Source organism: Actinomycetospora sp. ABD4_176 (assembly GCF_056311855.1).
Window position 1 is genome coordinate 451,227 of record NZ_CM149974.1, and the last position, 24,493, is coordinate 475,719.

The following is a 24,493-nucleotide window of genomic DNA, read 5'->3' on the forward strand; positions in this document are numbered from 1 at the left end:
CGTCTCAGGTTGACACTCGACGGCCCTTCCCCCGGCTGTTGTCTCTGCCACAGTCGAGCGCGTTCCGGGGTGCGATGACGCGCCGGGGAGAGGCCGAGATGACGACGGATTTGTGCGACCGCGAGCAGCTGGCGCTCGCGCGCGACCGCGATCCGTCGGTGCTCCCGCGGCGGCTCGTCGCGTCGTGGCGACGCAGCGCGGGCTACGGCGTGGCGCTCGACGCGGTGCGGCCTGCCTACGCGGGCGCGGTCGACGACGAGTCGTCGTTCTTCGAGGCCGGGCGCGAGGTCCTCACCGAGCTGCAGGGGACGCTCGCCGACGAGCCGGTGAGCCTGATGCTCACCGACACCGACGGCCTCGTGCTCAACCGCGTGTGCAGCGACCGGGTCCTGCTCCAGGCCCTCGACGCCGTGTCCCTCGCCCCCGGGTTCGACTACTCGGAGCGCACCACCGGCACCACCGGGCTGGGCCTCGCCCTCGCCGACCGCGTGCCGACTCTCGTGCGCGCCGACCAGCACTACTGCACCCGACTGTGGGGCTACACGTGCGCCGCGGCGCCCGTCACCGACCCGGTCAGCGGCGCGCTGGTCGGCAGCGTCAACCTCACGACCTGGTCCCAGCAGTCCCACCGCCTGCTGCTCGCCCTCGCACGCACGGCCGCCCGCACCACCGAGGCGCTCATGCTCGCCCGCGGGCACGGGCGCGGCGCGCGGCCGGTGAACCGCGGCCGGGTCGCGCCCGTCCGCACCGCGGTCGACGAGGACGCCGCCCCGTACGCCGACGACCTCGGTCCCGCCTGGCGGGCGGCGGCCGACGAGGTCGGCGCGGCCCTGCTCGCCGGCGAGGGCGTCGCCGTGGTGGGGGAGGCGGGCGTCGGGAAGGGCGCGCTCCTCGGCGCCGCCCACGCCCGCGCCCGGCGCGGGCGCCGGGTGCTCCACGTGCGGCCCCCGGAGCCCGAGCACGTCGCGTCCTGGTGGGAGCTCTGGTCCCCGGAACTGCGCAAGCCCGGCACCGGCGTCGTCGTCGGCCGCGCCGACCAGCTGCCCGCATGGGCGGCCGACGACCTCGCCGCCCTTGCCGCCCGGTCCGGCACCCCGCTCGCCGTCACCGCGCCCGACCCGTCCGCGGTGCCCGACGTCCTGCGCCCGCTGGTCGGCCGGGTGGTCGAGCTCCCCGCGCTGCGCCACCGCAGAGACGACGTCCTGCCGCTCGCGTCCTTCTTCGCCCGCGACGTCCGCCGCGGCGCGCGGTTCACGCCCGCGGCCGAGCACGCCCTCTGCACCTACCACTGGCCGGGCAACGCCACGCAGCTGCGCGAGGTCGTGCGGCACGCGGCGGCGCGGGCCGACGTCGTCACCGAGCGGGACCTCCCGCCCGAGGTCTTCACCGGCACCCACCACCAGCTCACCCGCCTGGAGACACTGGAGCGCGACGAGATCGTCCGCGCCCTCGCCGAGCCCGGCGCCACCCCCGCCCGCGCCGCCGCCCGGCTCGGGATGAGCCGCTCCACGATCTACCGCCGGATCGCCCGCTATGCGATCCGACTGCCCTCGGGCGCCGACGAGGGCCCCGCGACCACGTAGACGCCCGGACGACACCGCCACCACCACACCACCGACGCCCCACCGGGGGTCGCCGGTCGATCGCCCGTGCCCGCAGGACGGCCACGCAGAGGGAGCAGGGAGAGGAGAGGTGCGGTGGGAAGCAGTCTGCTGACGGCGCAGGACCGCCAGACGCTGGTGAACGTGGTGTACGCGGCGTTCCCGCACAGCACGTTCCCGCGAGGACCCTACGAGCGCGCCGCGGACGCGGTGATCGCCGAGGCCGGGAAGGACCCGCGGTTCCTCGCGCAGCTGATCCAGGGCCTCGTCGACCTCGACGCGCAGCGGGAGGCCCCGTTCGCCGAGCTCGACGCGGACACGGCCGGCGCCGTGCTGCGCGGGGCCGACGGGTCCCCGTTCCTCACCGCGATCGTGGACAGCGCGGTGGTGACGCTCTACAGCGACCCCGAGGTGTGGGAGCTGCTGGGCTACGAGGGCCCGTCGTACGACAAGGGCGGCTACGTCGACCGCGGCTTCGACGACCTGGACTGGCTGCCCGATCCGAAGATCGAGTTCGAGGGAGAGGTGCCGGCATGACCCGCTTCGCGTACGACGACACCGACGTCGTGGTGGTGGTCGGCTCCGGAGCCGGTGGCGGCACGGTCGCAGGCGAGCTCTGCCAGCGCGGTTTCAAGACCGTCGTGCTGGAGGCCGGGCCGCACCTGACCGGCGCGGACTACCACCAGGACGAGTGGCCGGCCTTCGCTCAGATGGCCTGGTCCGACACGCGCACCACGTCGGGCAGCTGGCAGGTGGCGAAGGACTTCCCGAACCTCCCCGCCTGGCTGGTCAAGGCCGTCGGCGGCACGACCACCCACTGGGCCGGCGCGTGCCCGCGCTTCAAGGCCCACGAGTTCACCGCGCGCTCGACCTACGGCGACCTCGACGGCGCGAGCCTCCTGGACTGGCCGATCGCCCTGTCCGAGCTCGAGCCCTACTACGACAAGGCCGAGATCAAGATGGGCGTCACGCACCGCCACGGGCGTCCGCCGCTGCCGGCCAACAACAACTACAAGGTCTTCGCGAACGGCGCGGAGAAGCTCGGCTACCGGTACTACTCGACCGGGCCCTACGCGACCAACGCCGAGCCCTACGACGGCCGCCCGGCCACGCTGCAGGACGGCTTCAACTTCCAGGGCGACAAGCACGGCTCGAAGTGGTCGACGCTGGTCGCCGAGCTGCCGAAGGCCGAGAAGACCGGCAACCTCGACCTGCGCCCCGAGAGCCACGTCGCGCAGATCGAGCACGACGCCGCCGGCAAGGCGACCGGTGTGCTCTACGTCGACCGCAACGGCACCCTGCGCCGCCAGCGCGCCGCGGTGGTCGTCGTCGCCGGCAACTCGATCGAGACCGCCCGCCTGCTCCTGCTGTCGGGCTCCGCGCAGCACCCCGACGGGCTGGCGAACTCGTCGGGCCAGGTCGGGCGCAACTACATGCGGCACACCACCGGCACCGTGTGGGGGCAGTTCGACAAGCCGGTGCGGATGTGGCGCGGCGAGACGATGGCCGGGGTCATCGCCGACGAGTCCCGCCTCGACACCGACCGCGGCTTCGTCGGCGGCTACTACATGGAGACGATCTCGCTGGGGCCCGCGTTCCTGGCGAAGTTCATCGCGCCCGGGCGCTGGGGCAGCCACATCTCGGAGCTGCTCGACGGCTACCGCAACACCGCGGGCATGTGGATCGTCGGCGAGGACATGCCACGCGCCGACAACCGCGTGACGCTCTCGGGCGACACCGTCGACCAGCACGGCCTCCCGGTGGCCAACGTCCACTTCGACGACCACCCCAACGACACCGCGATGCGTCGCCACGGGCAGCGCCAGGGCGCGTCGGTCTACCAGGCCGTCGGCGCCGTGAAGACGATCGAGACGCCGCCCTACCCGTCGACGCACAACCTCGGGACCTGCCGCATGAGCCAGCGGCCCCGCGACGGCGTCGTGGACCGGTACGGGCGCGCCCACGACATGCCGAACCTGTTCATCGCCGACGGCAGCGTCTTCACGACCGGCGCCGCGGCGAACCCGACGCTCACGATCGTCGCGCTCGCCACGCGACAGGCGGAGTACATCGCCACCGAGCTCACGAAGACCCTCGCCTGACGGAGGCACGGATGACGACAGCACTCGCCCCGCCCGACCCGTACACGTTCCTCCCCGAGGTCCCGACGTTCACGCTGACCAGCACCGACGTCGCCGACGGCACGCCCCTGGCCGCCCCGCACACCAGCGGGATCATGGGCGTGCCCGGCGGGGAGGACCGGTCGCCGCAGCTGCGCTGGCAGGGGTTCCCCACCGCCACCCGCAGCTTCGCGGTCACCTGCTACGACCCCGACGCGCCCACCGCCAGCGGCTTCTGGCACTGGGCGGTCGCGGACGTCCCGGCCGACGTCACCGAGCTGGTGGCGGGGGCGGGCGACCCGGACGGCTCGCGCCTGCCGCAGGGGGCGATCGTGCTCCCGAACGACGCCGGCATCCGCCAGTACCTGGGGGCGGCGCCGCCCGAGGGCCACGGCGTCCACCACTACTACTTCGTGGTGCACGCGGTGGACGTGCCGACGCTGGGGATCCCGCGGACCGCCACCCCGGCCTTCCTCGGCTTCAACCTCTTCAGCCACACGCTGGCCCGCGCCACGATCACCGCCGTGTTCGAACGCTGAGCATGGGCGACCCCGAGGGGGTGGCGGCGCGGTGCTGACCACCCGGGTCTGCCTGCTGCCCGACGCCCGCCTCGCCGCCGTCGTGGTCTCCGCTGCGCACCGCCGCCTGCCCGCGGCGGTGCGGGTGGTGGACCACGACGTCGGCGTCGCGGTGTCGCGCCACCTCGCCGGACGCCCGTGCGGCGAGGCCGTGTGCTGCCGGACGAACGTCTACCGGCACCTCGACGACCTCATCGCGCTCGCGCGGCTGCGCGCCGGTGCGTGACCGGGCCGCCGTCGGTGTGGGGCCCCGCCGCGCGTTAGGGTCGGTCGGTTCGCGGGGGCCTTCCCGGAGGCCCCACCGAGACCGACGAGAGGGCGGGTGACGGTGTTCGCCGAGGACGACGCGCGCCTGCGCGACCTCCTGACCTCGGGGCGGCGGTTCGGCGCCGCGGGGAGCGTCGAGGACACCCTCGCGCTGATCCTCGCCGCCGCCGTCGACACCTCGCCGGCCACCGACCTCGCCGGCGTGCTGCTGCTCGAGGGCCGGGGGAAGATCGTCTCGCCGGCCACCACCGACGAGGTCGTCAACGAGCTCGACCAGGTGCAGGCCGACACCGGCGAGGGCCCGTGCGTGGAGTCGATCTACGACGAGGAGATCGTGCTCGTCCAGGACTTCTCCGAGCACACCGAGCGCTGGCCGACCTTCGTGCGCCGCGCCCTCGACCACGGCGTCCACAGCTCGCTGTCGTTCCAGCTCTACAGCGAGAACAAGCGGGCGGCGTCGCTGAACCTGTTCAGCCGCCGCACCCACGCCTTCGACGAGGACGACCGCGTCCTCGGCGCGCTGTTCGCGAACCAGGCCGGCCTCGCGCTGCGCGGCGCCCAGCGGGCCGCCCAGCTCGACAGGGCCGTGACCTCCCGCGACGTCATCGGCACCGCCAAGGGCATCCTCATGGAGCGCTTCGGCCTGCGCGACGACGAGGCGTTCCAGCGCCTCGTACGCAGCTCGCAGGAGACGAACATCAAGCTCGTCGACGTCGCCCGCTGGCTGGTCGCCGAGTCGACACCGACGCCCGACTGACCCGTCAGGACACCGCCTGCGAGGCCAGCGAGCCCGCCAGCTCCTGCTCGCGCAGCACCGTCTTCTGGACCTTGCCGGTGGCGTTGCGCGGCAGGGCGTCGACCACCGCGATCCGGCGGGGCCGCTTGTAGCGGGCCAGCTGCGCGCGGCAGTGCTCGTCGACCGACTCCGGGGTGGGCGGGTCGTCGGGCTCGCACGGCACGATCACCGCGAGCGGGGTCTCGCCCCACTTCTCGTCGGCGACGCCGATGAGGGCGACGTCGGCGACCTGCGGGTGGCCGGCGAGGACGTTCTCGACCTCGGCGCAGTAGATGTTCTCACCGCCCGAGATGATCATGTCCTTCTTGCGGTCGACGACGTAGTAGTAGCCGTCGGGGTCCTGGCGGACGAGGTCGCCCGAGTGGAACCAGCCGCCGCGGAACGCCTCGGCGGTCTGCTCGGGCTTGTTCCAGTAGCCCGACATCACCAGCGGCCCGCGGTAGACGATCTCGCCGACCTCGCCCGGGGTCACGTCGCGCATCTCGTCGTCCACGACCCGGCACTCGACGTTGATCATCGGTGTGCCCACCGAGCCGATCTTCCGCACGGCGTCCTCGCCGCGCAGCGTCGTGGTGACCGGGCTGCACTCGGTCTGGCCGAACGAGGTGACGATGTCGGCGCCGGGGAAGGTCGCGATCATCGTGCGGAGCAGGGCGGTCGAGGCCGGCGCCGCGCCCCACGACGCCCTGCGCAGCGCCGAGAGGTCGCGGTCCTGCGCGGCGACCCGTTCGCACAGCGCCGCCCACTGCGCGGGGACGAAGAAGCACGCCGTGACCCGTTCGCGCTCGAGGACGTCGAGCACGGCGTCGGGGTCGAAGCCGGTGGAGGGCGGGATCACGGTGGTGCCGCCCGCGAACAGCGTCGGGAGGAAGCCCGCGACGCCCGCGATGTGGAACAACGGGGTGCCCGAGAGCCAGACGCCCGGACCGCCCGGCCCGCCGAGGTGCATCGTCGTCGAGAAGGCGTGCAGGTAGAGGTTGCGGTGGCTGAGCATCGCGCCCTTCGGGGCGCCGGTGGTCCCCGAGGTGTACATGATGAACGCGGTCGCGTCGTCGCCGACGGCGAGCTCGCGGTAGGTGGGGTCGGCGGCGGCGAGGACGTCGTCGAGGTCGTCGCCGATGGTGATCGTGCGGCGGACGTCGGGCGCGTGGGCGCGGGCGTCGCCCAGGAGGCCCGCGGTGGCGACGTCCGCGATCGCGACGACGGCCCCCGAGTCGCGCAGCGCGTAGGCCACCTCGGCGGCGACGAGCCGGAAGTTCACCGGCACGCAGATCGCCCCGGCGCGCAGGACCGCGAGGTAGGACTCGAGCAGGTCGGCGCTGTTGAGGCCCAGGACCGCGACCCGGTCGCCCGGCTCGACCCCCTCGGCGGTCAGGGTGTTCGCCAGGCGCGTGATCCGGTCGTCGGACTGCGCGTAGGTGCGCCGCACCCCGGTGCCGGCGTCGACGAGGACCTCCGCGTCGGGCGTGCCGCGGGCCCAGCGGGCCAGGATGTCGCTGAGGGTCATGCCCCGGCCGGTGATCGACCCCGTCGTCATGCGCCCACCCCGTGCTCGCCGCGGTTGTCGGTCCAGGGGTAGGTCCCGGCGGGAGCCGGCGTCAAGGCCCCGGGGCTCGTCGATCGCGATCTCGGTGACGAACCACCGCAGATGTGCGGTCCTCCGTCACCGAGATCGTGATCGATGCCGGGGTCGACGCCGAGGACCGGGCCGGTCCGTGCTCTGGCCGGGTCCGGTGTCGGGGCGGTAGGAACGCTCTCGTGAGCCGCATCAACGACGTGGGCGGGATGGTCGGGTTCCCGCCGATCGTCGAGGAGCCGGACGAGCCCGCGTTCCACGCCGACTGGGAGGCGCACGTCGTCGCCCTCAACGCGGCGATGATCCGCCGGGGCGTCTACAACCTCGACGAGTTCCGCGACGCGATCGAGCGCATCCCGCCCGAGCAGTACCTCGCCGCCTCGTACTACGAGAAGTGGCTGCGGGCGATCACCACGCTGCTCGCGGAGAAGGGGCTCGCGACCCCGGGGGAGCTGGCCGGTGCCTGACCGCCCCGACCGGTTCGCCCCGGGCGACCGGGTGCGCACCCGGATCCCCGACCCGCCGGGCCACACCCGCCTGCCCCGCTACGCCCGCGGCGCGCGCGGGGTGATCGTCTCGACCGCCGGGCACCACCCGCTCGCCGACGAGCGCGCCCGCGGCCTGCCCTCGGAACCGCGAGCGGTCCACCACGTGCGCTTCGCCGCCCGCGACCTGTTCGGCGAGGGCGAGCACGCGGTGGTCGTCGAGCTCTGGGAGGACTACCTCGAACCCGACGAGGAGGGGAACCGGTGAGCACCACCCACAGCAGCGCCCACGACGACGCGCCGCTCGCCGCGCAGGTGCGGCACCTCGAGGCGCTGCTGGAGGAGCGCGGCTGGCTGGCGCCGGGCGAGATCGACGAGCGCCTCGACGCCTTCGCCGCCGGCGGCTCCCCGGCGAACGGCGCCGCGATCGTCGCCCGCGCCTGGGTCGACCCGGACTTCCGCGCCCGGCTGCTCGCCGACGGCAACGCGGCGATCGGCGAGCTCGGGTTCTCGATGGGCGGGGCGCTCCAGGAACAGAAGCTGATCGTCGTCGCCAACGACGCCGACGAGCACCACGTCGTCGTCTGCACGCTGTGCTCCTGCTACCCGATCGCGCTCCTCGGCCCCTCGCCGAGCTGGTACAAGAGCGAGGCGTACCGCTCGCGGGTGGTGCGCGACCCGCGTGGCGTGCTGCGCGAGCTCGGCCTGGACCTGCCGGCGTCGACCCAGATCACGGTGTGGGACGCGAGCGCCGAGTCGCGCTACCTCGTGCTGCCCCGCCGGCCCGAGGGCACCGACGACCTCACCGAGTCCGAGCTCGCCGGGCTCGTCACGCGCAAGGGGCTGATCGGGACCGCGGCGGTCTGAGCCGCCACGACCGGGTGCTAGGGTCCGCGCCAGTTGCCTTCTTCTTGTCCTCTGTGCTCGAGCTCCGTGGATCGGTCGATTTCGACTCCGCTCGCACAGTCGGTCCCTCGTCGGTGCGTGCCGTCGGGCAATGACCCGCCGGCGACATCCGGTCGCCCGGCCGCGAACGAAAGAGGATGCATGTCCGAAGGCACGGTCAAGTGGTTCAACGCCGAGAAGGGGTTCGGCTTCATCGCCCCCGATGACGGCGCGAAGGACGTCTTCGTCCACTACTCCGCCATCGAGGGCGGCGGCTTCAAGTCCCTCGAGGAGAACCAGCGGGTCAGCTTCGAGTGGAGCCAGGGCCAGAAGGGCCCGCAGGCCGACTCGGTCCGCGCGCTCTGATCCCACCCTCGACCGGGTGACCCGGCCGAGCGCGCTGTCAGGGGCGCCGCTCGGCCTCCCGGCTGTGGTCCCGCGCCTCATACCCGCGGGGCCACAGCCCCCGCCGGCCGTCTCGTTCGTCCCGGACGTCGGTTAGCATTGCTCACGATGAGCGAGCAGTCGGCGCTGCGGACCGGGGCCGGGGCCGTCGCGATCACCACCGCCACGGTGCTGCCGGTGTTCCTGCTGGGCGCGCTGTCGGTGCAGATCGGCGCCGAGCTGGGCTTCGACCCGGCCGCGCTGGGCCTCGTGGTGTCCGCCTACTTCGGGGTGTCGGCGCTGGTGTCGCTGCCGGTCGGCAAGCTCGTCGAGCGGCTCGGGTCGCGGCGGACCAGCCGGATCGGACTGGTGGGCGCCGCGGTCGCGATGCTCGCCACCGCGTGGTTCGCCCGCAGCTTCACCGCCGTCGTCGCGCTCGTGCTGCTCGGGGCCTGGACCAACGTCATGGGCCAGCTCAGCACCAACCTCACCCTCGCCCGGGCGATGCCCGCGGCGCGGCTCGGGCTGTCGTTCGGGGTCAAGCAGGCCTGCGTCCCGCTGGCGACCCTCCTCGCCGGCCTCGCGGTGCCGGCCGTCGGGCTCACGGTCGGCTGGCGCTGGGCGTACGTCATCGGCGCGGGCCTCGCGCTCGCGGCGCTGGCCGTGGCGCCGCACGGGTCCGGGCCCGAGGAGCGCTCCGCCGACCGGACCGCCGACCGCGCGACCGGCGCGCTCGCGGTCATCGGCGTCGCGGCCGGGCTCGGCGCGGCGAGCTCCACGGGACTGAGCATCTTCCTGGTCGCCTCGGCCGTCGACGGCGGCGTCGCCCCCGGCCTCGCCGGTCTCGTGCTGACGCTGGGCAGCGTCGTCGCGGTGGTCATGCGCATGCTGCACGGGTGGCTCGCCGACCGGCGCGGGGGCGGCCACGTCGCGGTGGTCGCCGGGTGCCTGGTCCTCGGGGCCGCGGGCGTCCTGCTGCTCGCGCTGCCCGGCTCGACGGCGCTGGTCGTCGGCACGGTGCTGGGCTTCGGGCTCGGCTGGTCGTGGCCCGGACTGCTCCAGTTCGCCGTGGTGCGGCTCAACCCGACCGCGCCGGCCGCGGCGACCGCGATCGTGCAGGTCGGGGTGTACGCGGGCGGGTGCCTCGGGCCGGTCGGGTTCGGCCTGCTCGCGACGGGGGCGTCGTTCGCGACGGCCTGGGTGGTCGCGGCGGTCGCGATGCTCGTGGCCGGGCTCGGGGTGCTGGCCGGCCGGCGCATGCTGCTGCGCCACCGGGCCGCCGCGGCGGGGCGGGCGCAGGCGCGCGCCGAGGTCCCCGCCACCACCTGACGCGCCCGGTTCGTCCGGACGGCGTCGTTCGGGAACCCGCACGCCGGGGGCATCCGTTGTCGAGACGACGAAGGAGGCTCCCCATGGGATTCCGTCTGCTGCCCCGCGTTCATCCGCGACACCACATGCGTCGCACGTTCCGCTTCGGGCCGCTGCGCCTGCACGCCGGCCCGGACGGCGTGAGCTGGGGCCTGGGCGCCGGGCGCTGGTCGTGGAACGCGAAGAGCCGGCGCCACACCGTCGACACCCCCGGGCCGGGCTACTGGCAGAGCAAGGGGCGCCGCTGACCGCGTCGGCGGCGCAGTGCGCCGGCGCAGCCGGGGGAAGGCCACCGGGCGAGCGCACCACGACGTTGCGCACCTCGCCCGCGGGCGGTGAGGACACCGCGGGTGAGGGCGGTGATCAGCCTCCGGACCAGGCATGATGGCGTCGCCAGGACACCGACACCCGGAGCCGCCGCAGTGGATCCCGGACCCGATCACGCCCCGTCGCGCGACGGCGGGGCCGGCACGCTGGTGCACCCGGCGCTGTTCTACGCCGACGACGGGGCCTACGTCGCCGGGACCGTGCCGTTCCTGCGCGAGGGGCTCGAGCGCGACGAGCCGGTGATGATGGCCGCGCCGCCGAGCCGCCTCGCCCTCGTGCGCGACGCCCTCGGCCCGCTCGCGTCGCGGGTCGTCCTGCACGACATGACGCTCGCCGGTCGCAACCCCGGCCGCATCATCGCCGGGGTCCTGCGGGCGTTCGTCGACGAGCACGCCGCCCGGGGGCGGGTGCGCATCATCGGCGAGCCGATCTGGGACGGGCGTACCCCGCAGGAGTATGCCGCCGCGGTCCAGCACGAGGCCCTCATCAACGTCGCGCTCGCGGACCGCCCCGCGACCGTGCTCTGCCCGTACGACACCACCGCGCTCGCCCCGGCCGTCATCGCCGACGCGGAGCGCACCCACCCCGTGCTCGTCGAGCACGGGCACACCGCGGCGAGCGGGCGCTACGTCGACCCCACCGGGTTCGCCCAGGGCGTCGCCGGGCCGCTGGTCGAGCCGACCGAGCTCGGCGAGACGCTGGTGTTCAGCGCGCCGACCGGGCCGCGGGCGGTGCGGACGGCGGCCGCCGAGCACGCCCTGCGGGCCGGCCTCGACGAGGACCGGGCGGCGGACCTCGCGCTGGCCGCCCACGAGGTGGCGGTGAACACCGTCGTGCACACCGGGCGTCCCGGGCTCCTCGCGCTGTGGACGCGGCAGGCGGGCGCGCCCGGCTGGGAGGGGGCCGAGCCGGCCGCGGTGGTCTGCGAGGTGCAGGACAGCGGCTGGATCGCCGACCCGCTGGTGGGACGCCACCCCTGCGGCCCCGCCGAGGGCCGCGGCTACGGCCTGCGGTTGGCCCACCAGCTCTGCGACCTCGTGCAGGTCCACAGCGACCCCCGCGACGGCACGACGGTGCGCCTGACCGTGCACCTGCCGACGCCGCGCTGACCCTCGACGCCCCTGACCCTCGACGCCCCTGACCCTCGCCGGTGCCGGCCCTCGACGGGGCGGGCGGCGAGGAGCAGGGTCGGTGTCCGTGACCGACTCCGCCGACGCCCGCGCGCTGGTCCCCGGCGCGCTGGACCGGCTCAGCGCCCGGGTCCGCGCCGTGGACCCCGGCACCTGGGCCGCCCCGACACCCTGCACCGACTGGAGCGCGGCCGACCTCGTCGCGCACCTCTGCCTCGAGCACCTCTGGGCGCCGCACGTCCTGGCGGGCACGACGATGGACGTGGTCGGCGACCGCTACGAGGGCGACCTGCTCCAGGGCGACCCGCGCGGTGCGTGGGAGCGCGCCGTCGCCCGGTCACGGCCGGCGTGGACGGCGACCGACACCCACGCCCCCCGGGTGCACACGTCGTTCGGGTGGCTCCCGGTCGAGGAGTACGCCGAGCAGATGCTGCTCGACCTCACCGTCCACGAGTGGGACCTCGCGCGCGGCGCCGGGCAGGGCGAGGAGCTCGACCCGGTCGGCGTCGGCCGCGCCCTGGCCTACGTCCGGAGCGACCCGATCATGCTCACCGGGCCCGGGCTGTGGGCCGCGCCGGTGACCCCGCGCAGCGCGGAGCCCCGCGACGTGCTGCTCGCGCTGCTCGGGCGGCCGGTGTAGGGCAGGTTCACGGTCATGACCCCGGCCCCCGTGACCCCGCCCCCCGTGACCGTCGACGTGGACGACGCCGGCCTCGCCGTGGTGACCATCGACCACCCGCCGCTCAACCTCTACGACGAGGCGCTGCACGAGGCGCTGCGCGCGGCCGTCGCCGAGCTGGAGGGCGCCCGGCCGCGCGCGGCGCTGGTGCGCGCGGAGGGCAAGGTCGTCAGCGGCGGCGTCGACGTCAAGCAGGTCTTCCACCCCATGGCGCAGGCCGGGGACGCCGCGGGCGGCACCGCGTACTTCGCCGAGCTCGTCGACCTCGGGCGGCGGGTCCACCACCTGCCGTTCCCGACGGTCTTCGCCGCGCACGGGCTGACGCTGACCTGGGCGTTCGAGGTGGCGCTGGCGTGCGACCTCATCGTCGCCACGCCGCGGGCGTCGTTCGGCCTGATCGAGGCCACGGTCGGGCTGACCCCGGCGATGGGCGGCACCCAGCGCCTCGCCGAGCGCGCCGGCGCGGGGCGGGCGCGGCTGCTCGTCATGACCGCGGGGCGCTTCGGCGCCGAGGAGCTCGAGGGCTGGGGCGTCGTCGACCGGCTGATGCCCGAGGACGGGTTCGACGACGCCGCGCGGGCGTTCGCCACGGCGCTCGCCACCGGCCCGACCCGGGCGCACGCGGCGACGAAGGAGATCCTGCGCCACCTCGCCGAGGGCGGGCTCGAGGCCGCGCACGAGGTGACCCCGCAGGCCGCCGGGGCCCTGTTCGCCACCGCCGACCTGCGCGGCGCGATGGCCTCGTTCGTCGAGCAGGGCCACGGGAAGGCCACGTTCACCGGCGAGTGAGTGCTCAGCGGTCCTGCTCCACCCGCATGCGCCAGGCGTCGGTGACCAGCTCGCCCAGGCGCGCGACGTCGACGGCCGCGAGGCGCAGCAGCACGAGGGGCAGGCCCTCGTAGGAGGGCGTCGAGAAGAACAGGTCGGGCTCGCCGCGCAGCAGGGCCTGCCGCTCGGCCTCGTCGCCGACGAAGAGCACGGCGACGTCGGTGCGCAGGACCCGGCGCCCGCCGCTGCGGTCGGGGTAGGACCAGACGAAGCCCCGGCCGCCCACGCGGAAGTCGAAGCCGTCGCAGTCGCGCTCCTCGACGCCGTCCAGACCGAGCGCGAGCCGGCGGACGTCGTGCACGTCGGCCATGGCGGCGAAGCTAGCAGCCGCCCCCGTCGGCCCGAGGGTGCGCGCGGGGCCGGTCGGGTACGCCCCGGCCCATGACCACGGACAACGGCAGCGCGCCGGGACGGGACCCCCGCGAGCTCGACGAGGACCACCTGCTCACCGAGCTGGCGCACCTCCACGACACGCGGCACGTCACCTTCCGCCACGGCAGCGACGACGCCCTCGCGGCCCACGACCGCCGCACCCGCGAGCTCGAGGGCGAGTACCTGCGGCGCCACCCGCAGCGCGAGGTCGACCCCGCCCGCACCCGGGAGGGCGCGCGCCACGACACCTGACGGGCCCACGGAGGGCAGACTGAGTCCGGTGCCCACCCCTCTCGTCGCCGCGATCGCCCCCGTCCTGCGGGGCCGGGTGGTCTTCACCGTCCCGACCCGGGAGCCGCGGTTCGTGCTGACCGTCGACGACGGCCCCCACCCGGCCACGACGCCCGCGCTGCTCGACGTCCTGGCCCGGCACGGGGCGCACGCGACGTTCTTCCTGCTCGGCGAGCGGGCCACCGCGTACCCCGACCTCATGGCCCGGATCGCGGCCGGGGGACACGAGATCGGCAACCACACCTGGCGCGACGAGCCGACCTGGCGCCGGGCGCCTGCGGCGTTCCGGGAGGACCTGCGCGCGACCCAGCGGGTGCTCGCGGCCCACGGCCCGGTGCGCTGGTTCCGGCCCGGCTCCGGGTGGCCGACGCGGCGCCACGTCGCGATCGCCGAGGAGGAGGGCCTGCGCTGCGTGCTGGGCACCGCGGTCGCGATCAGCGGCGCCGGGGCCGGGACGGCCACCACCCCGCGGTGGCTCGACCTGGTCGCGCGCCGCGGCCGGGTCGTCGTCCTGCACGAGGGCCCGCAGCGGGTCGGGGTCGCCGGCACCGTCGACGGGCTGCTCGGGCGCACCGCCCGCCGGGGCCTCTCCGCGGTGGCCCTCTCGCAGCTCGCCTGAGCCCGGCCGCCGCCCTCAGGGCCCCTGGCGCCGGCGCTGACCGCGCCGGACGGCCTCGAGGAACGTGCGGACCAGGAGGCCGAGCACCAGCAGGTTGCCGACCATCTGGAGCGTGACCAGCACCCGGCCGGTCTGGCTGACCGCCGCGATGTCGCCGAAGCCGACGGTGGCGAACACCGTCACCGTGAAGTACAGCGCGTCGACGCGGGTCAGCGGCACGGTGAAGGTGCCGGGGTGGGCCGCGGAGAGCAGCACGTAGGTCGCCGCGAACAGCAGCAGGTACAGCGGGATCGCCGTCGCGAACGCCTCGAGCGCGCGCAGGGCGGGGCGGCGCGCCTCGACGATCGCGCGCAGCTGCCAGGCGATCACGGCCGCGAGCGCCGGGAGCCCCACGACGAACAGCAGCCACGCGCCGTCGCCGTCGGCGGTCCGCAGCGGCAGCGCGAGGTAGACGAGCACGAGCAGCACCACCGTCAGCACCGACCGGGTGACGGCGAGCGCGACCTCGCGCCCCGACGGCGACGTCGTGGCGGCGGTCGCCGGTCCTGTCGTCACGGCGCGCCGCGTCAGCGGTCGTCGTCGACCAGGTGGACCGCCGCCTCCTCGGCGCTCGCCCCGGCCCCGTCGACGCCGACGTCGTCGGCGAAGAAGTCCTCGCCGTCCTCGCGCAGGACCAACCGCCCGGAGCGGCCCTCGCCGACCTCGTCGTCCCACGGCTCGCCGTCGGTGTCGCTCGCATCGCCGATGTCGTCACCCGCGTCGCGGTCGGTGCGCTCGGGGTCCTCGCGGCGCAGGCGCGCGGCCAGCGGCTGGCCCTCGCGCTCCTCCTCGGGCGTGGTGCCCCAGGCGTCGGTGCCCCAGGGCTGCTCGTTCGGCGAGACGCCCTCGTCGAGGGGGTCGGCGAGGTCCGGGTCGTCGAGGGACTCGGCCTCGTCGAGCTGCTCGAAGGCGAGCTCGTCGCCCTGGTCGCGGTCGTCGCCGGTCGTCCTGTCGGGATCGGTCACGGCCTCAGTGTGCCGGTCCGGCCCGGCCTCACGTCACCGGTGTGGCGCGGGGCGGCGCCGGTGTCGCCGGGACGTCGCCCGCCTCGTCACCGGCTTCGTCACCGGTTCTGTCACCGGCCGTGTCGGGCTGGTCCCCGTCGGTGGGTGGACGGTCGTCGGTGCCGGTCTCCTCCGCGTGCCTGCCCCGCTTGCCCCCCTTGTCCGGCGGGCTGTTCGCACCGATGAGCGCCTCGACCCAGCGCGCGCTCGGGTCGCAGTCGACGAGCACCGCCTTGATCAGCAGCGTGGCCGGGATCGCCAGCAGGGCCCCGAGCGGGCCGAGGACCCAGGCCCAGAACAGCAGCGCCACGAACGTGATGGTCGTGGAGAGCCCGACGGCGTCGCCGGTGAAGTAGGGCTGGATGAGCGACTGCACCACCGCGTTGAGGACGATGTAGACGACCACCACGGTGAGCCCAAGCTGCCAGCCGCCGACGAGCAGCGCGACGAACGCCGGCGGGACGAGGCCGATGATGAAGCCGATGTTCGGGATGAAGTTCGTGATGAACGACAGCAGCCCCCACAGCACCACCAGCGGGATGCCCATGATCGCGAGCGCGATCGAGTCGAGGACCGCGACGATGAGCCCGAAGACCGCGGTGACGACGAGGTAGCGCCGCGTGCCGCCGGCGAAGCCCTGCAGGGCCGAGACCATGTGCGGCCGGTCCGCGCCGATCGCCTCCAGGCGCCGGCTGGCGCCCCCCGCCTCCGCGATGAGGAACAGCAGCAGCGCGAGGATGAACACGATGCTGGTCAGGGCTCCGCTCAGGCCGGACAGCACGCCGCCGATCGCGCCCAGGATCTGGCTGGTGTCGGCCGACGCCGCGGTCGCCCGGGCCTGCGCCGGGTCGAAACCGAGCCGGGTGAGCGTCGCCGAGAGCGACCCCGTGATCTGGGTGATGCGGTCGGAGTACTGCGGCACCAGCGCGACGAGCTGCCCGACCGACGCCAGCAGCACCCACACCAGCCCGATGATGACCCCGAAGATGACCAGGAAGAGGGCGAGCACGCTCGACCAGCCGGGCAGACCCCGCCGGCGCATCCACCCCTGGATCGGGCTGACCGCGATGACCACGACCAGCGCCAGCAGGATGGGAGCGATCAGCCAGGCCCCGATCTGGAGGCCGGCGACGGTGATCACGATGGCGGCCGCTCCGACCAGCAGCATCAGCGCGCGGGGCATCCCGGCGCGCGCCGTGGCGTCGGGCGCCTCGATGGAGGTCGACATGCCGACGACGGTAGGGACGCCGGCCGCGACGTGGCTCACCCGCGCGGGGTGAGCACCGCGCCCCGTGCGGTGCGTAGCGTCCCGGGTCGCGCCTTCCCACCGGGTGGCCGCCCGTCCCGCCCACCCCGGAGGAGACCGTGTGACCACCTCTCCGGAGCTCCCGTCCGCGACGGCGCCCCGTCTGCCCGCGGTGCTGCGGCACGACCGGTTGCGCGCCTCGGTGTACGGCACGCTGCTGGCGATGTCGGTGCTCGCCTACCTGGGGGACTACGACCCGGTGCCGGGGGTGGCGGCCGTGACGGTCGCCGGCACGGGCGTCGCGATCTTCCTGTGCGAGACGTACGCGGGACTTCTCGCCCGCACGCTCACCGGGCCGCCGCGCTCGGGCCGGCGCACCCTGCGCCACGTGGCCGAGGAGAGCGTCGGCACCGCGGTGCCCGGCGTCGTCGCGGGCCTGCTGCTGGGAGTGCTGACGCTGACCGGCCTCGAGGTCGGCGTGCGGATCGACGTCACGCTGTGGGTGGGGGTGGCCGCGCTCACGGTGCTGAGCGTGCTCGGCGGGCGCGCGGCCCGGCGCCGCCCCGTGGTCCAGCTCGCCTGGGCTGCCGCCTCGCTGGTCGTCGGGTCCGGGATCGTGCTGCTCAAGGCCGCGCTGCACTGATCGGGCGCCCGATGACCTCCGCCGACCGACCCGACGACGACTCCGCGCCGCCCGCCTGGCGCGACCGGCTGCGGGACACACGCACGCGCTACGAGGCGTCGTCGGCCGGGCTGCTGACGCGGCGGATCGTCGACGTGCAGCTCACCAAGCAGGCGCTGATCCTGGCTGCCCTGGCCTTCACGCTCGTGGTCCCGGCGCTGGTCACCCTCGCCGCGGTCGTGCCGCTCGGGCGCAGCGACGGCGCCGTGGCCGGGTTCGTCCGCCGGCTCGGCCTCACCCCGGAGGCCGCCCACGACCTGCAGCAGCTCTTCCCCACCACCACCACGGTCTCCGGGGCCACCACCGGCATCGGGCTGGTCCTCACCGTGATCCTCACCGTGCGCTGGCCGCTCGCGCTCCAGCGCGGGTACGAGCTCGTCTGGGACCTGCCGCACGGGAGCGTCCGTGAGCTCTGGCGCCCCCTCGTGTGGCTGCTGACCTTCCTGGCGCTGGCCGCGGCCGCGGCGTTCGTCGGGCCCGTCCTCGACGGCGCTGCGTGGCTCGTCGCGGTCCTCGCCCTCGGGACGCCCCTCACGGTGATCTGGGCGTGGTGGACCCAGTACCTCCTGCTCGCCGGGCGCGTGCCGTGGTCGCGCCTGCTGCCGGGCGCGGTCCTCATCGGACTCGGGCTCGTGGGGCTCCGGCTCGCCGCTGGCCTCGTGCTGTCGCCGGCGATCACGGTGCACTACCGCCAGTACGGGCCGCTCGGGATCGTCTTCGTCATCCTGTCGTGGTTCGTGGCGTTCGGGGTGGTGATGCTGGGCGGCGCGCTCGTGGGCCACTTCGTCGCGGTGCGCCGTCCGGCCCGTTCCTCCGCGGGGTCACCCCCAGCGGATGAGGTCGCCGACGGGGGCCTCGGCGAAGGTCGGGACGAGCCCTCCGCGCCGGGTGCGCCGATCATCTCGGTGCCGGAGGGCGGTCCGTGGCACCGAGGAGGATGACCGATGGCGACCCTGACGGCATGGAAGTTCCCGACCCCGGAGGGCGCCGACCAGGCCCTCGCGACGCTCGAAGACCTGCAGAAGCAGGAGCTGATCCAGGTCCTGGACGCGGCCGTGGTCACGTGGCCCGCCGACCGGAAGCGGCCGAAGACCCGGCAGCTGCACAACCTCGCGGGCGGCGGCGCCCTCGGCGGCAGCTTCTGGGGCCTGCTGTTCGGGCTGATCTTCTTCGTCCCGCTGCTGGGCATGGCCATCGGCGCGGCGACCGGTGCGCTGGCGGGCTCGCTGTCCGACGTGGGGATCGACGACGAGTTCATCGACGAGGTGCGCTCGAAGGTCACCCCGGGGACCTCGGCGCTGTTCGCGCTGACCCAGAACGCGGTGACCGACAAGGTCGCCGACGCGTTCCGGGGCAGCCACGCCGAGCTGCTGCACACCAACCTCTCGGGCGACCAGGAGGCGCAGCTGCGCGAGGTGTTCTCCGACGTCGATGAGCAGGAGCCGCTCAAGGCCTGAGCACGGGCGTGGGCCGGTGGGCCGGGCGACCCGTCACGCGTCGCCCGGCTCCCGGACCTGCCGCAACGAGACCAGCTCGAGCCCGAGCTCCTGGATCCGGTCGAGGATGACGTGCACCTCGTCGGCGTCCCGCGAGACGCCCGACAGGACGGTCTCGGCGGGCACCTCGTTGACGGCCATGTCCGCGAAGGCGGCCCGCGCGCGGTCCGACAGCCGTCCGCTGACCCGGATCTCGAAGCGTCCCGACACGGCCGTCTCCTCGCTCTTCCGGCGGCGCCCCGGTCGACCACCGCCGACACCGATGCTCGTCGCACGGACGTCTGGCCGCCTCATCCCGGGCAGGTGAACGGGAGTCAAACGAGCAGGCCGCGCTCCCGCGCCCGGTCCACCGCGGCCCGCCGGGTCGACACCCCGAGCTTCGCGTAGATCGAGCGGATCTGGGTCTTGACGGTGTTCACGGAGACGACGAGCTCCTCGGCCATCGTCGGCGCGTCGAGCAGCGAGGGCAGCAGCGCGAGGACGACGAGCTCCCGCTCCGACAGCGGCAGGGCGGGCTCGTCGGTGACCGCGGCGCAGGCGGCGGCGAGCCGGCGGGCGTGGCCACGGGCGGCGGGCGTGGCCTGCGTGGTCTGCGCGGTGGGTTGCTCCAGGAGCAGGGCCCGGACGAGTGGCCTGGCGAGGGCGAAGGGGCGCACGAGGTCGCGGGTTCGAGCGAGAGCGAGGGCGGCGTCCAGCGTGCCCCGGGCGGCGGCGGTGTCGCCGGCCCGCAGGGCGGCCTCGGCCTCGACGAGACGGGCCTCGACGAGCACGGTCGCCGGCGACCGGCGCAGCGGGGCGACCGCGGCCCTCGCGGCCTCCCAGCGACCCGTCGCCGCCTCGGTCCACGCCCGCACCAGGACGTCGGTGTCCGTCCCCGGGCCGACCCGCTCCACGAGCCACGCGGCGACCTCGCCCGCGGCGCGCAGGTTGCCCAGCCGCAGCGCCGCGCGGTGCTCGAGCAGCGCCAGGGCCTCGGCGAGCGCGGCGGGGAGCGGCGCGGCGCCCAGGTCGGCCCGGGCCGCGCGCGCCGCCGCGAGCCCCTCACCCCGGCAGCCCAGGTCGCCGACCGCGCTGCCGTGTACCGCGCGCACCGCGTACCGGTCGGCCGGGGCGAGCGGGTCGGGGCCGTCTGCGACATCGGCGTCGTCGAGGAGGCGCGCGCACCGGTCCGCGGCGCGGGCGGGCTCGCCGCGCAGCAGGTCGGACCAGGCGAGCAGCGCGACCGTGCGGGCCAGGCGGGGCCGGTGCTCCGGGGTACTCGCGGTGTCTACCGCGGCCTCCCCGGCCCCGGCCACCCCGGCGGCGTCGCCGTCGGCCAGCGCGGCCAGGGCGAGCTCGGCGAGGGCGGCCTGCTCGAGGTGGGGGAGGGCCTCGGCGTGCGCGGTCGCCAGGGCGCGGTGGAGCTCGCCGCGAGCGGTGGCGGCGGTGGCCGCGTCGCACGGGGCGGTCAGCAGCGCGGTCCCGCGGGCGAGGTGCAGGAGGCCGGCGACGCCCGGGTCGTCGGCGACCACGTCCGGGGGGACCGTGGTCCGGCCACCGGTGAGCAGCTCGCACGCCGCGCGCAGGGCCGCGAGGTCGCGACCGGGCGCGGCGGGCCAGGCCTGCCGGGCGAGCCGCAGCCGCGCCGCCGCGGCCGCCGGCTCGCGCGCCTCGAGGTGGGCGAGCGCCGCGACCAGCGCCACGCGCGGGTCGGAGCGCAGCGCGGCGTCGCCGGCCGTCCGCAACGCGCGGCGCAGGACGGAGCGCTCCCCGCGCAGCAGGAGCGGCACGGCGAGGCGGCCGAGGAGCTCGGCGGTCAGGGCCGGGTCCTCGGCCCGCTCGGCGTGGTGGAGCGCATGACCGGCGGCGCCGCGGTCGGCGTGCTCGGCGTGCTCCGCCCACCACCGCGCGGCCGTGGCGTGCTGCCGGCGGTGACGTCCGGGGCGTCGCCGGGCGAGGTCGGCGGCGAGGTGCGCGCGCAGCAGGGCGTGGATGCGGTGCTCGCCCGCGCCGGCACGCTCGACCATCCCCAGCCCTTGCACCAGCTCCTCCAGCCGGCGCGCGACGTCGGCGTGCCCGGAGAGCGTCACCGCGAGGGCGTCGGGCAGGCGGCGGCAGACGCTGAGGTCGTCGAGCAGCGCACGGTCGTCCGGGTCGAGGCCGGCGAGGATCTCCCCGCCCAGGTAGTCGGCGACCGTGCGCTCGTCGCCGGAGAACCGCGTGAGACCCGCCGCACCGCCCTCGCGGCGCAGCGCGAGCACCGCGAGCCGCAGCCCCGCGGCCCACCCGTCGGTGCGCCGGTGGAGGGTGACGACGTCCTCGCTGCCGAGGTCCACGCCGCTGGCCGCGGCGAGCACACCGGTGTCGCCCACGGAGAATCGCAGGCCGCCGGCGCGCAGCTCCCGCAGACCGTCCTCGAGGCGGAGCCGGGGCAGCCCGACGGCGGGGTCGGAGCGGGCCGCGAGGACCAGGCGCAGCCCGGCCGGGCGGTGGCGCACCAGGCGGGCCAGGGCGCGGACGCCGGCCTGCCGGTCGGCGAGCACGTGGACGTCGTCGAGCACGAGGCGCAGTGGGCCGGACAGGACCGCGAGGCCCTCGAGCAGCCCGTCGGCGAGGGTCTCGGCGTCCCCGCCGAGGTGGTGCAGCGGGCTGGACGCGGGGACGGCACCGCTCGCGAGCACGCCCGCGTGCACCGCCGACCAGAAGCGGTCGGGGTCGGCGTCGTCCCGGTCGAGGCCCACCCAGGCGGTCGGGCCGTGGCCGTGGCGGGCCCACTCGGCGAGCACGACGGTCTTGCCCGACCCCGCCGGCGCGATGACCGCGACGAGCGTTCCGGGCGCGGCGGCCTCCAGGTGGCGCCACAGCGCGGGGCGCGCCACGTGCCAGGCGGGCAGTGCCGGCACCGCCGTCCTGCTCGCGGGGATGCGGACCATCTCGGGCGACCTCCGGCTCGTCGCCACGGAGGGTGTCGGTCGGGCGGGTGAGACGGCGTCGTCCTCCCGGGATGAGGCGGGCATGGCCATTCACAGCAGCCCGAGGTCCCGCGCCCGGCGAACCGCCTCCCGCCGGCCGGTCGCGGCGAGCTTGCGGTAGACGGCCCGCTGGTGGGTCTTGACGGTGTTCACCGAGACGTACAGCTCGGCGGCGATCTCGGGGTTCGACAGCGTGCTCGCGAGGTAGCGCAGCATCGTCGCCTCCCTCTCGGTGAGGGGCTCGGCGAGCGCGGGACGTGCCGCCCGGTCCGCGGGCCGGCCGGTGAGGCGCTCGAGCAGGTCGACCGCGTAGCCGGCCGCCCCGCTGCCCCGGTCGACGCGGCGACGCAGGAGGTCCGCGAGCGTGGGCTCGGCGAGGAAGGGCCGGCGCAGCCCGTGGGGCGCGGCGGCGAGGAGGGCCTCCTCCAGCAGCGCCGTCGCCCGCTCCGTGTCGCCGGCGCGCTCGGCGGCGAGGGCGCCGACCAGGCACGCCTCGGTGCGCACCCGCGGCAGGGCGCTGGTGACGGTGTCGCCCAGGACGTCGGCGACCGGTTCCCCGAGGTGCAGCAGCAGCCGGGCGGCGGCGACCCGACCGGCGTCGGTGCGCGCCGGGCCCAGCCGGTCGGCGACCGCCCGCGCGGCGTCAGGAGCGCCCGTCCGCGCCAGGAGGTCGGCCTCGGCGAGCGCGCACTGCTCGTCCAGCGGCCGGGGCGGCGTCCACGACCCTGCCCGGGCCCGGGCATCCCGCAGGCGGGAGAGCGCCTCGTCGCGGTCGCCGGCGGCGTCGTGGCGGATCGCGAGCGCCAACGACCGGGCGAGCTGCACGTGGGGCTCGGGCGCGACCTCCTCGACCGCGGCGAGGCGGGCGAGCCAGACCTCGGCGGCACCCGGCTCGTCGCGGTCGATCGTCACCCGGGCCAGCGTCAGGAACGCCGGCGCGACCTGCGGCATCCGCGTCCAGCCGACCTCGCCGGCCGCCTCGGCGACCGTGCGGGCACGCCGCTCCGCGTCGTCGAGCTCGCCGCGCTCGCACGCGAGCAGGGCGAGGTGGGCCGCGGCGTTGACGCGGGGCAGCGGCGCGGGGCCGGCCCCGTCGGCGGTCGCGCGCAGGTGGTCCTCGGCGGCGACGAGGTCCCCGGTCCAGAGCTCGGCGGTCCCGAGGTTGGCGAGTGCCACGGCCGGGACGACGGCGGCGTCCCGCACCCCCCAGCGCCCCAGGGTGGTGACGTCGAGGCGCACCGCGCGGAGCGCGCGGGCGGCGCGATCGAGATCACCTCGCGCGCGAGCGTGCGCGGCCTCGATGAGGGCGAGGTGGACCTCGAGGCGGTGCCGGCGCGCACCGAGCGCGCCCGCGCCCCGCCGGGCGGCCGCGACCAGTGCCGTGACCTGCGTCGTGTCGCCGCGGGCCATCCTGGCGCCGGCCAGTGCCGTGGCGAGCTCGGGCCGCTCGAGCAGGACCGGTTCCGGGACCGCCACGAGGGCGCGAGCGACCTCGTCGGCGGAGCCGCGCAGGACGAGCGCGACGAGGTGGGCGCCCGCCACGTCGGCGGCCAGCGCCCACAGCTCCCCGCGCAGCGCCGACCGCAGGGCCTCGAGCGGCATCTCCTGGTCGCGGAACCACTCGGCGGCGCGGCGGTGGCGGTCGCGCCGCTCGCGGCGGGAGAGCGGGCGTGCCCGCAGCACGTCCAGGACCAGGCGGTGCAGGCGGTACCAGCGACCCGGGTGGTCGAGCGCCTGGACGAACAGGTGCGCGGCGGACAGCTCGGCGAGCATCGTCTCGCTGTCGGTGCGCCCGGTCAGCGCGTCTGCGAGGTCCGCGCGGACGAGGTCGACGACGCTGATCTGTTCGAGGAACGCCACGAGCTCGGCCGGCTGGCGTCCGAGGACCTCGTCGAGCAGGTACGCCGACACGCTGTGCGCGTCGCCGGAGAACGCGGCGACCGCGTCGTCGACGTTCGGCCGTGCGGCCAGGTCGAGCGCGGCCAGCCGCATCCCCGCCGCCCAGCCTCCGGTCCGCGCGACCATCTCCCGGACGTGCCCGTCGCCGGCGGGCACGCCGAGCTGCGCGAAGAGGGCGGCGGCCTCGTCGTCGCGGAAGGCGAGCTCGTCGGGCCGGACCTCGGCGAGCAGGCCCGCCAGCCGCAGGCGGGTGATCGGCCAGGGCGGGTCGCGGCGGCTGGTGGCGACGAGCGCGAGCGACGGCACGGGCCGCTCGACCAGGCTGCGCAGCCCCTGGTGCACGACCGGCGAGGACACCTCGTGGAGATCGTCGAGGACGACGACGACCGGGTGCTCCGCCTGCCGCAGGGCGTGGGCGAACGCGCCGGGCAGCTCGTCGGGGTCGGCGAGCCGGCCGCCGGCGCGGCCGTGCAGCCGGGCGAGCGCCGCGGCGGCGGCCGGGCCGGCCCGCGGCCCCACCGCCCGGGCGAGCGCGGCCCAGAACACCGTGGGCTCGTCGTGCCCGGCCCCGAGCGTCACCCACGCCCCGGACCGCCCACCGGCCCCGCCGGCGAGCCAGGAGCCGACGAGCAGCGTCTTGCCCCAGCCCGCGGGCCCGACGACGAGGGTGGCGGCGGCCTCCGTGACGGCCTGGTCGAGGAGGGTGTGCAGGCGTGGGCGCTCGACGATGTGCGTCGCCACGGGTGCGGCGTGCTCGGCCCCGGTGCGGCCCGGCGTGCCGATGACGGAGGCGGCAGCAGGCGCCGCACCCGGCGCCGCGGTCGGCGGCGCCGTCCAGGGGCCCGCCACGACGGGTCCTGACGAGGCGCG

General features: G+C 75.9%; 28 protein-coding genes. 20 read left to right on the forward strand and 8 right to left on the reverse strand.

Annotated elements, in window-relative coordinates; genetic code table 11:
• Positions 1 to 98 precede the first annotated feature (98 nt).
• The 6 genes from ACYX4T_RS02145 (at position 99) to ACYX4T_RS02170 (ending at position 5,323) form a co-directional block, all read left to right on the forward strand.
• A complete protein-coding gene (locus ACYX4T_RS02145; protein ID WP_476012932.1) occupies positions 99 to 1,583 on the forward strand; it encodes an AAA-type ATPase lid domain-containing protein in 1,485 nt (494 codons plus the stop codon).
• 114 nt (positions 1,584 to 1,697) lie between these two features.
• A complete protein-coding gene (locus ACYX4T_RS02150) occupies positions 1,698 to 2,138 on the forward strand; it encodes a hypothetical protein (protein ID WP_476012933.1) in 441 nt (146 codons plus the stop codon).
• Positions 2,135 to 3,703, forward strand: coding sequence for a GMC family oxidoreductase (locus ACYX4T_RS02155; RefSeq protein ID WP_476012934.1), 1,569 nt, complete (start codon positions 2,135 to 2,137; stop codon positions 3,701 to 3,703). Before ACYX4T_RS02150 ends, ACYX4T_RS02155 begins: the two co-directional genes overlap by 4 nt.
• A gap of 11 nt (positions 3,704 to 3,714) precedes the next feature.
• Positions 3,715 to 4,260: a YbhB/YbcL family Raf kinase inhibitor-like protein gene (locus ACYX4T_RS02160; protein ID WP_476012935.1), complete on the forward strand. Its 546-nt coding sequence runs from the start codon at positions 3,715 to 3,717 to the stop codon at positions 4,258 to 4,260.
• A 31-nt stretch (positions 4,261 to 4,291) separates the two neighbouring features.
• The gene (locus tag ACYX4T_RS02165) at positions 4,292 to 4,525 is read left to right on the forward strand and encodes a hypothetical protein (protein WP_476012936.1); all 234 of its coding nucleotides are present in this window, start codon (positions 4,292 to 4,294) and stop codon (positions 4,523 to 4,525) included.
• 96 nt (positions 4,526 to 4,621) lie between these two features.
• Positions 4,622 to 5,323 carry a GAF and ANTAR domain-containing protein gene (locus tag ACYX4T_RS02170; RefSeq protein WP_476012937.1) on the forward strand — a complete coding sequence of 234 codons (702 nt, stop codon included), beginning with the start codon at positions 4,622 to 4,624 and terminating at the stop codon, positions 5,321 to 5,323.
• 4 nt (positions 5,324 to 5,327) lie between these two features.
• On the opposite strand, the gene ACYX4T_RS02175 is transcribed toward ACYX4T_RS02170, so the two are convergent.
• Positions 5,328 to 6,899 (reverse strand): long-chain-fatty-acid--CoA ligase, encoded by a 1,572-nt coding sequence (locus tag ACYX4T_RS02175; protein ID WP_476012938.1) that lies wholly within the window; start codon positions 6,897 to 6,899, stop codon positions 5,328 to 5,330.
• A 221-nt stretch (positions 6,900 to 7,120) separates the two neighbouring features.
• Here ACYX4T_RS02175 and ACYX4T_RS02180 point away from each other — a divergent pair, with 221 nt between their 5' ends.
• From ACYX4T_RS02180 to ACYX4T_RS02220, 9 genes are all read left to right on the forward strand, one after another.
• Complete coding sequence (locus tag ACYX4T_RS02180) at positions 7,121 to 7,405, forward strand: hypothetical protein (RefSeq protein ID WP_476012939.1); 285 nt, start codon at positions 7,121 to 7,123, stop codon at positions 7,403 to 7,405.
• Positions 7,398 to 7,691: an SH3-like domain-containing protein gene (locus tag ACYX4T_RS02185; RefSeq protein WP_476012940.1), complete on the forward strand. Its 294-nt coding sequence runs from the start codon at positions 7,398 to 7,400 to the stop codon at positions 7,689 to 7,691. Before ACYX4T_RS02180 ends, ACYX4T_RS02185 begins: the two co-directional genes overlap by 8 nt.
• Entirely contained in the window at positions 7,688 to 8,290 is a 603-nt protein-coding gene (locus ACYX4T_RS02190; protein WP_476012941.1) for a nitrile hydratase subunit alpha, read from the forward strand. The genes ACYX4T_RS02185 and ACYX4T_RS02190 overlap by 4 nt, the downstream gene beginning before the upstream one ends.
• A 180-nt stretch (positions 8,291 to 8,470) precedes the next feature.
• A complete protein-coding gene (locus tag ACYX4T_RS02195; RefSeq protein WP_476012942.1) occupies positions 8,471 to 8,674 on the forward strand; it encodes a cold-shock protein in 204 nt (67 codons plus the stop codon).
• 147 nt (positions 8,675 to 8,821) lie between these two features.
• Positions 8,822 to 10,021, forward strand: coding sequence for an MFS transporter (locus tag ACYX4T_RS02200; RefSeq protein WP_476012943.1), 1,200 nt, complete (start codon positions 8,822 to 8,824; stop codon positions 10,019 to 10,021).
• Positions 10,022 to 10,104: 83 nt separating this feature from the next.
• On the forward strand, positions 10,105 to 10,308 hold the full coding sequence (locus ACYX4T_RS02205) for a DUF4236 domain-containing protein (RefSeq protein WP_476012944.1): 204 nt from the start codon (positions 10,105 to 10,107) through the stop codon (positions 10,306 to 10,308).
• 174 nt (positions 10,309 to 10,482) lie between these two features.
• Positions 10,483 to 11,496, forward strand: a complete 1,014-nt coding sequence (locus tag ACYX4T_RS02210) for an anti-sigma factor RsbA family regulatory protein (protein ID WP_476012945.1) — start codon at positions 10,483 to 10,485, stop codon at positions 11,494 to 11,496.
• 82 nt (positions 11,497 to 11,578) lie between these two features.
• Positions 11,579 to 12,157 (forward strand): TIGR03086 family metal-binding protein, encoded by a 579-nt coding sequence (locus ACYX4T_RS02215; RefSeq protein ID WP_476012946.1) that lies wholly within the window; start codon positions 11,579 to 11,581, stop codon positions 12,155 to 12,157.
• A 15-nt stretch (positions 12,158 to 12,172) separates the two neighbouring features.
• Positions 12,173 to 12,985, forward strand: a complete 813-nt coding sequence (locus ACYX4T_RS02220) for an enoyl-CoA hydratase/isomerase family protein (protein ID WP_476012947.1) — start codon at positions 12,173 to 12,175, stop codon at positions 12,983 to 12,985.
• A gap of 4 nt (positions 12,986 to 12,989) precedes the next feature.
• On the opposite strand, the gene ACYX4T_RS02225 is transcribed toward ACYX4T_RS02220, so the two are convergent.
• Complete coding sequence (locus ACYX4T_RS02225; RefSeq protein ID WP_476012948.1) at positions 12,990 to 13,334, reverse strand: MmcQ/YjbR family DNA-binding protein; 345 nt, start codon at positions 13,332 to 13,334, stop codon at positions 12,990 to 12,992.
• Positions 13,335 to 13,405: 71 nt separating this feature from the next.
• Here ACYX4T_RS02225 and ACYX4T_RS02230 point away from each other — a divergent pair, with 71 nt between their 5' ends.
• Together ACYX4T_RS02230 and ACYX4T_RS02235 are read left to right on the forward strand one after the other, a co-directional pair.
• The gene (locus ACYX4T_RS02230; RefSeq protein ID WP_476012949.1) at positions 13,406 to 13,648 is read left to right on the forward strand and encodes a DUF6158 family protein; all 243 of its coding nucleotides are present in this window, start codon (positions 13,406 to 13,408) and stop codon (positions 13,646 to 13,648) included.
• A 28-nt stretch (positions 13,649 to 13,676) separates the two neighbouring features.
• Entirely contained in the window at positions 13,677 to 14,306 is a 630-nt protein-coding gene (locus ACYX4T_RS02235) for a polysaccharide deacetylase family protein (protein WP_476012950.1), read from the forward strand.
• A gap of 15 nt (positions 14,307 to 14,321) precedes the next feature.
• On the opposite strand, the gene ACYX4T_RS02240 is transcribed toward ACYX4T_RS02235, so the two are convergent.
• The 3 genes from ACYX4T_RS02240 to ACYX4T_RS02250 are packed head-to-tail and all read right to left on the reverse strand — an operon-like array spanning position 14,322 to position 16,577.
• Entirely contained in the window at positions 14,322 to 14,861 is a 540-nt protein-coding gene (locus tag ACYX4T_RS02240; RefSeq protein ID WP_476012951.1) for an ion channel, read from the reverse strand.
• Positions 14,862 to 14,872: 11 nt separating this feature from the next.
• Positions 14,873 to 15,310, reverse strand: a complete 438-nt coding sequence (locus ACYX4T_RS02245; protein ID WP_476012952.1) for a DUF5709 domain-containing protein — start codon at positions 15,308 to 15,310, stop codon at positions 14,873 to 14,875.
• Between the two features lie 28 nt (positions 15,311 to 15,338).
• Positions 15,339 to 16,577, reverse strand: coding sequence for an AI-2E family transporter (locus ACYX4T_RS02250; RefSeq protein WP_476012953.1), 1,239 nt, complete (start codon positions 16,575 to 16,577; stop codon positions 15,339 to 15,341).
• A gap of 139 nt (positions 16,578 to 16,716) precedes the next feature.
• Here ACYX4T_RS02250 and ACYX4T_RS02255 point away from each other — a divergent pair, with 139 nt between their 5' ends.
• From ACYX4T_RS02255 to ACYX4T_RS02265, 3 genes are read left to right on the forward strand one after another with little or no spacing between them, the layout of a single operon-like run.
• Positions 16,717 to 17,238 (forward strand): hypothetical protein, encoded by a 522-nt coding sequence (locus tag ACYX4T_RS02255; RefSeq protein WP_476012954.1) that lies wholly within the window; start codon positions 16,717 to 16,719, stop codon positions 17,236 to 17,238.
• 11 nt (positions 17,239 to 17,249) lie between these two features.
• Complete coding sequence (locus ACYX4T_RS02260; protein ID WP_476012955.1) at positions 17,250 to 18,218, forward strand: YhjD/YihY/BrkB family envelope integrity protein; 969 nt, start codon at positions 17,250 to 17,252, stop codon at positions 18,216 to 18,218.
• A 3-nt stretch (positions 18,219 to 18,221) separates the two neighbouring features.
• Positions 18,222 to 18,734, forward strand: a complete 513-nt coding sequence (locus ACYX4T_RS02265) for a DUF1269 domain-containing protein (RefSeq protein WP_476012956.1) — start codon at positions 18,222 to 18,224, stop codon at positions 18,732 to 18,734.
• Between the two features lie 33 nt (positions 18,735 to 18,767).
• Here ACYX4T_RS02265 and ACYX4T_RS02270 read toward each other — a convergent pair whose 3' ends face one another.
• The 3 genes from ACYX4T_RS02270 to ACYX4T_RS02280 form a co-directional block, all read right to left on the reverse strand.
• Positions 18,768 to 18,983, reverse strand: coding sequence for a hypothetical protein (locus ACYX4T_RS02270; protein WP_476012957.1), 216 nt, complete (start codon positions 18,981 to 18,983; stop codon positions 18,768 to 18,770).
• Positions 18,984 to 19,087: 104 nt separating this feature from the next.
• Positions 19,088 to 21,685, reverse strand: a complete 2,598-nt coding sequence (locus ACYX4T_RS02275) for a winged helix-turn-helix domain-containing protein (protein ID WP_476012958.1) — start codon at positions 21,683 to 21,685, stop codon at positions 19,088 to 19,090.
• A gap of 90 nt (positions 21,686 to 21,775) precedes the next feature.
• Positions 21,776 to 24,472 (reverse strand): winged helix-turn-helix domain-containing protein, encoded by a 2,697-nt coding sequence (locus tag ACYX4T_RS02280; RefSeq protein ID WP_476012959.1) that lies wholly within the window; start codon positions 24,470 to 24,472, stop codon positions 21,776 to 21,778.
• Positions 24,473 to 24,493: the final 21 nt, after the last annotated feature.

What these genes read in the sequence shown, in the direction of transcription:
- ACYX4T_RS02145 (WP_476012932.1), top strand. Translation starts at nt 99, where the DNA reads ATGACGACGGATTTGTGCGACCGCGAGCAGCTGGCGCTCGCGCGCGAC.
- ACYX4T_RS02155 (WP_476012934.1), top strand. Translation starts at nt 2,135, where the DNA reads ATGACCCGCTTCGCGTACGACGACACCGACGTCGTGGTGGTGGTCGGC.
- ACYX4T_RS02160 (WP_476012935.1), top strand. Translation starts at nt 3,715, where the DNA reads ATGACGACAGCACTCGCCCCGCCCGACCCGTACACGTTCCTCCCCGAG.
- ACYX4T_RS02175 (WP_476012938.1), bottom strand. Translation starts at nt 6,899, where the DNA reads ATGACGACGGGGTCGATCACCGGCCGGGGCATGACCCTCAGCGACATC.
- ACYX4T_RS02195 (WP_476012942.1), top strand. Translation starts at nt 8,471, where the DNA reads ATGTCCGAAGGCACGGTCAAGTGGTTCAACGCCGAGAAGGGGTTCGGC.
- ACYX4T_RS02200 (WP_476012943.1), top strand. Translation starts at nt 8,822, where the DNA reads ATGAGCGAGCAGTCGGCGCTGCGGACCGGGGCCGGGGCCGTCGCGATC.
- ACYX4T_RS02205 (WP_476012944.1), top strand. Translation starts at nt 10,105, where the DNA reads ATGGGATTCCGTCTGCTGCCCCGCGTTCATCCGCGACACCACATGCGT.
- ACYX4T_RS02220 (WP_476012947.1), top strand. Translation starts at nt 12,173, where the DNA reads ATGACCCCGGCCCCCGTGACCCCGCCCCCCGTGACCGTCGACGTGGAC.
- ACYX4T_RS02225 (WP_476012948.1), bottom strand. Translation starts at nt 13,334, where the DNA reads ATGGCCGACGTGCACGACGTCCGCCGGCTCGCGCTCGGTCTGGACGGC.
- ACYX4T_RS02230 (WP_476012949.1), top strand. Translation starts at nt 13,406, where the DNA reads ATGACCACGGACAACGGCAGCGCGCCGGGACGGGACCCCCGCGAGCTC.
- ACYX4T_RS02250 (WP_476012953.1), bottom strand. Translation starts at nt 16,577, where the DNA reads ATGTCGACCTCCATCGAGGCGCCCGACGCCACGGCGCGCGCCGGGATG.
- ACYX4T_RS02260 (WP_476012955.1), top strand. Translation starts at nt 17,250, where the DNA reads ATGACCTCCGCCGACCGACCCGACGACGACTCCGCGCCGCCCGCCTGG.
- ACYX4T_RS02265 (WP_476012956.1), top strand. Translation starts at nt 18,222, where the DNA reads ATGGCGACCCTGACGGCATGGAAGTTCCCGACCCCGGAGGGCGCCGAC.
- ACYX4T_RS02275 (WP_476012958.1), bottom strand. Translation starts at nt 21,685, where the DNA reads ATGGTCCGCATCCCCGCGAGCAGGACGGCGGTGCCGGCACTGCCCGCC.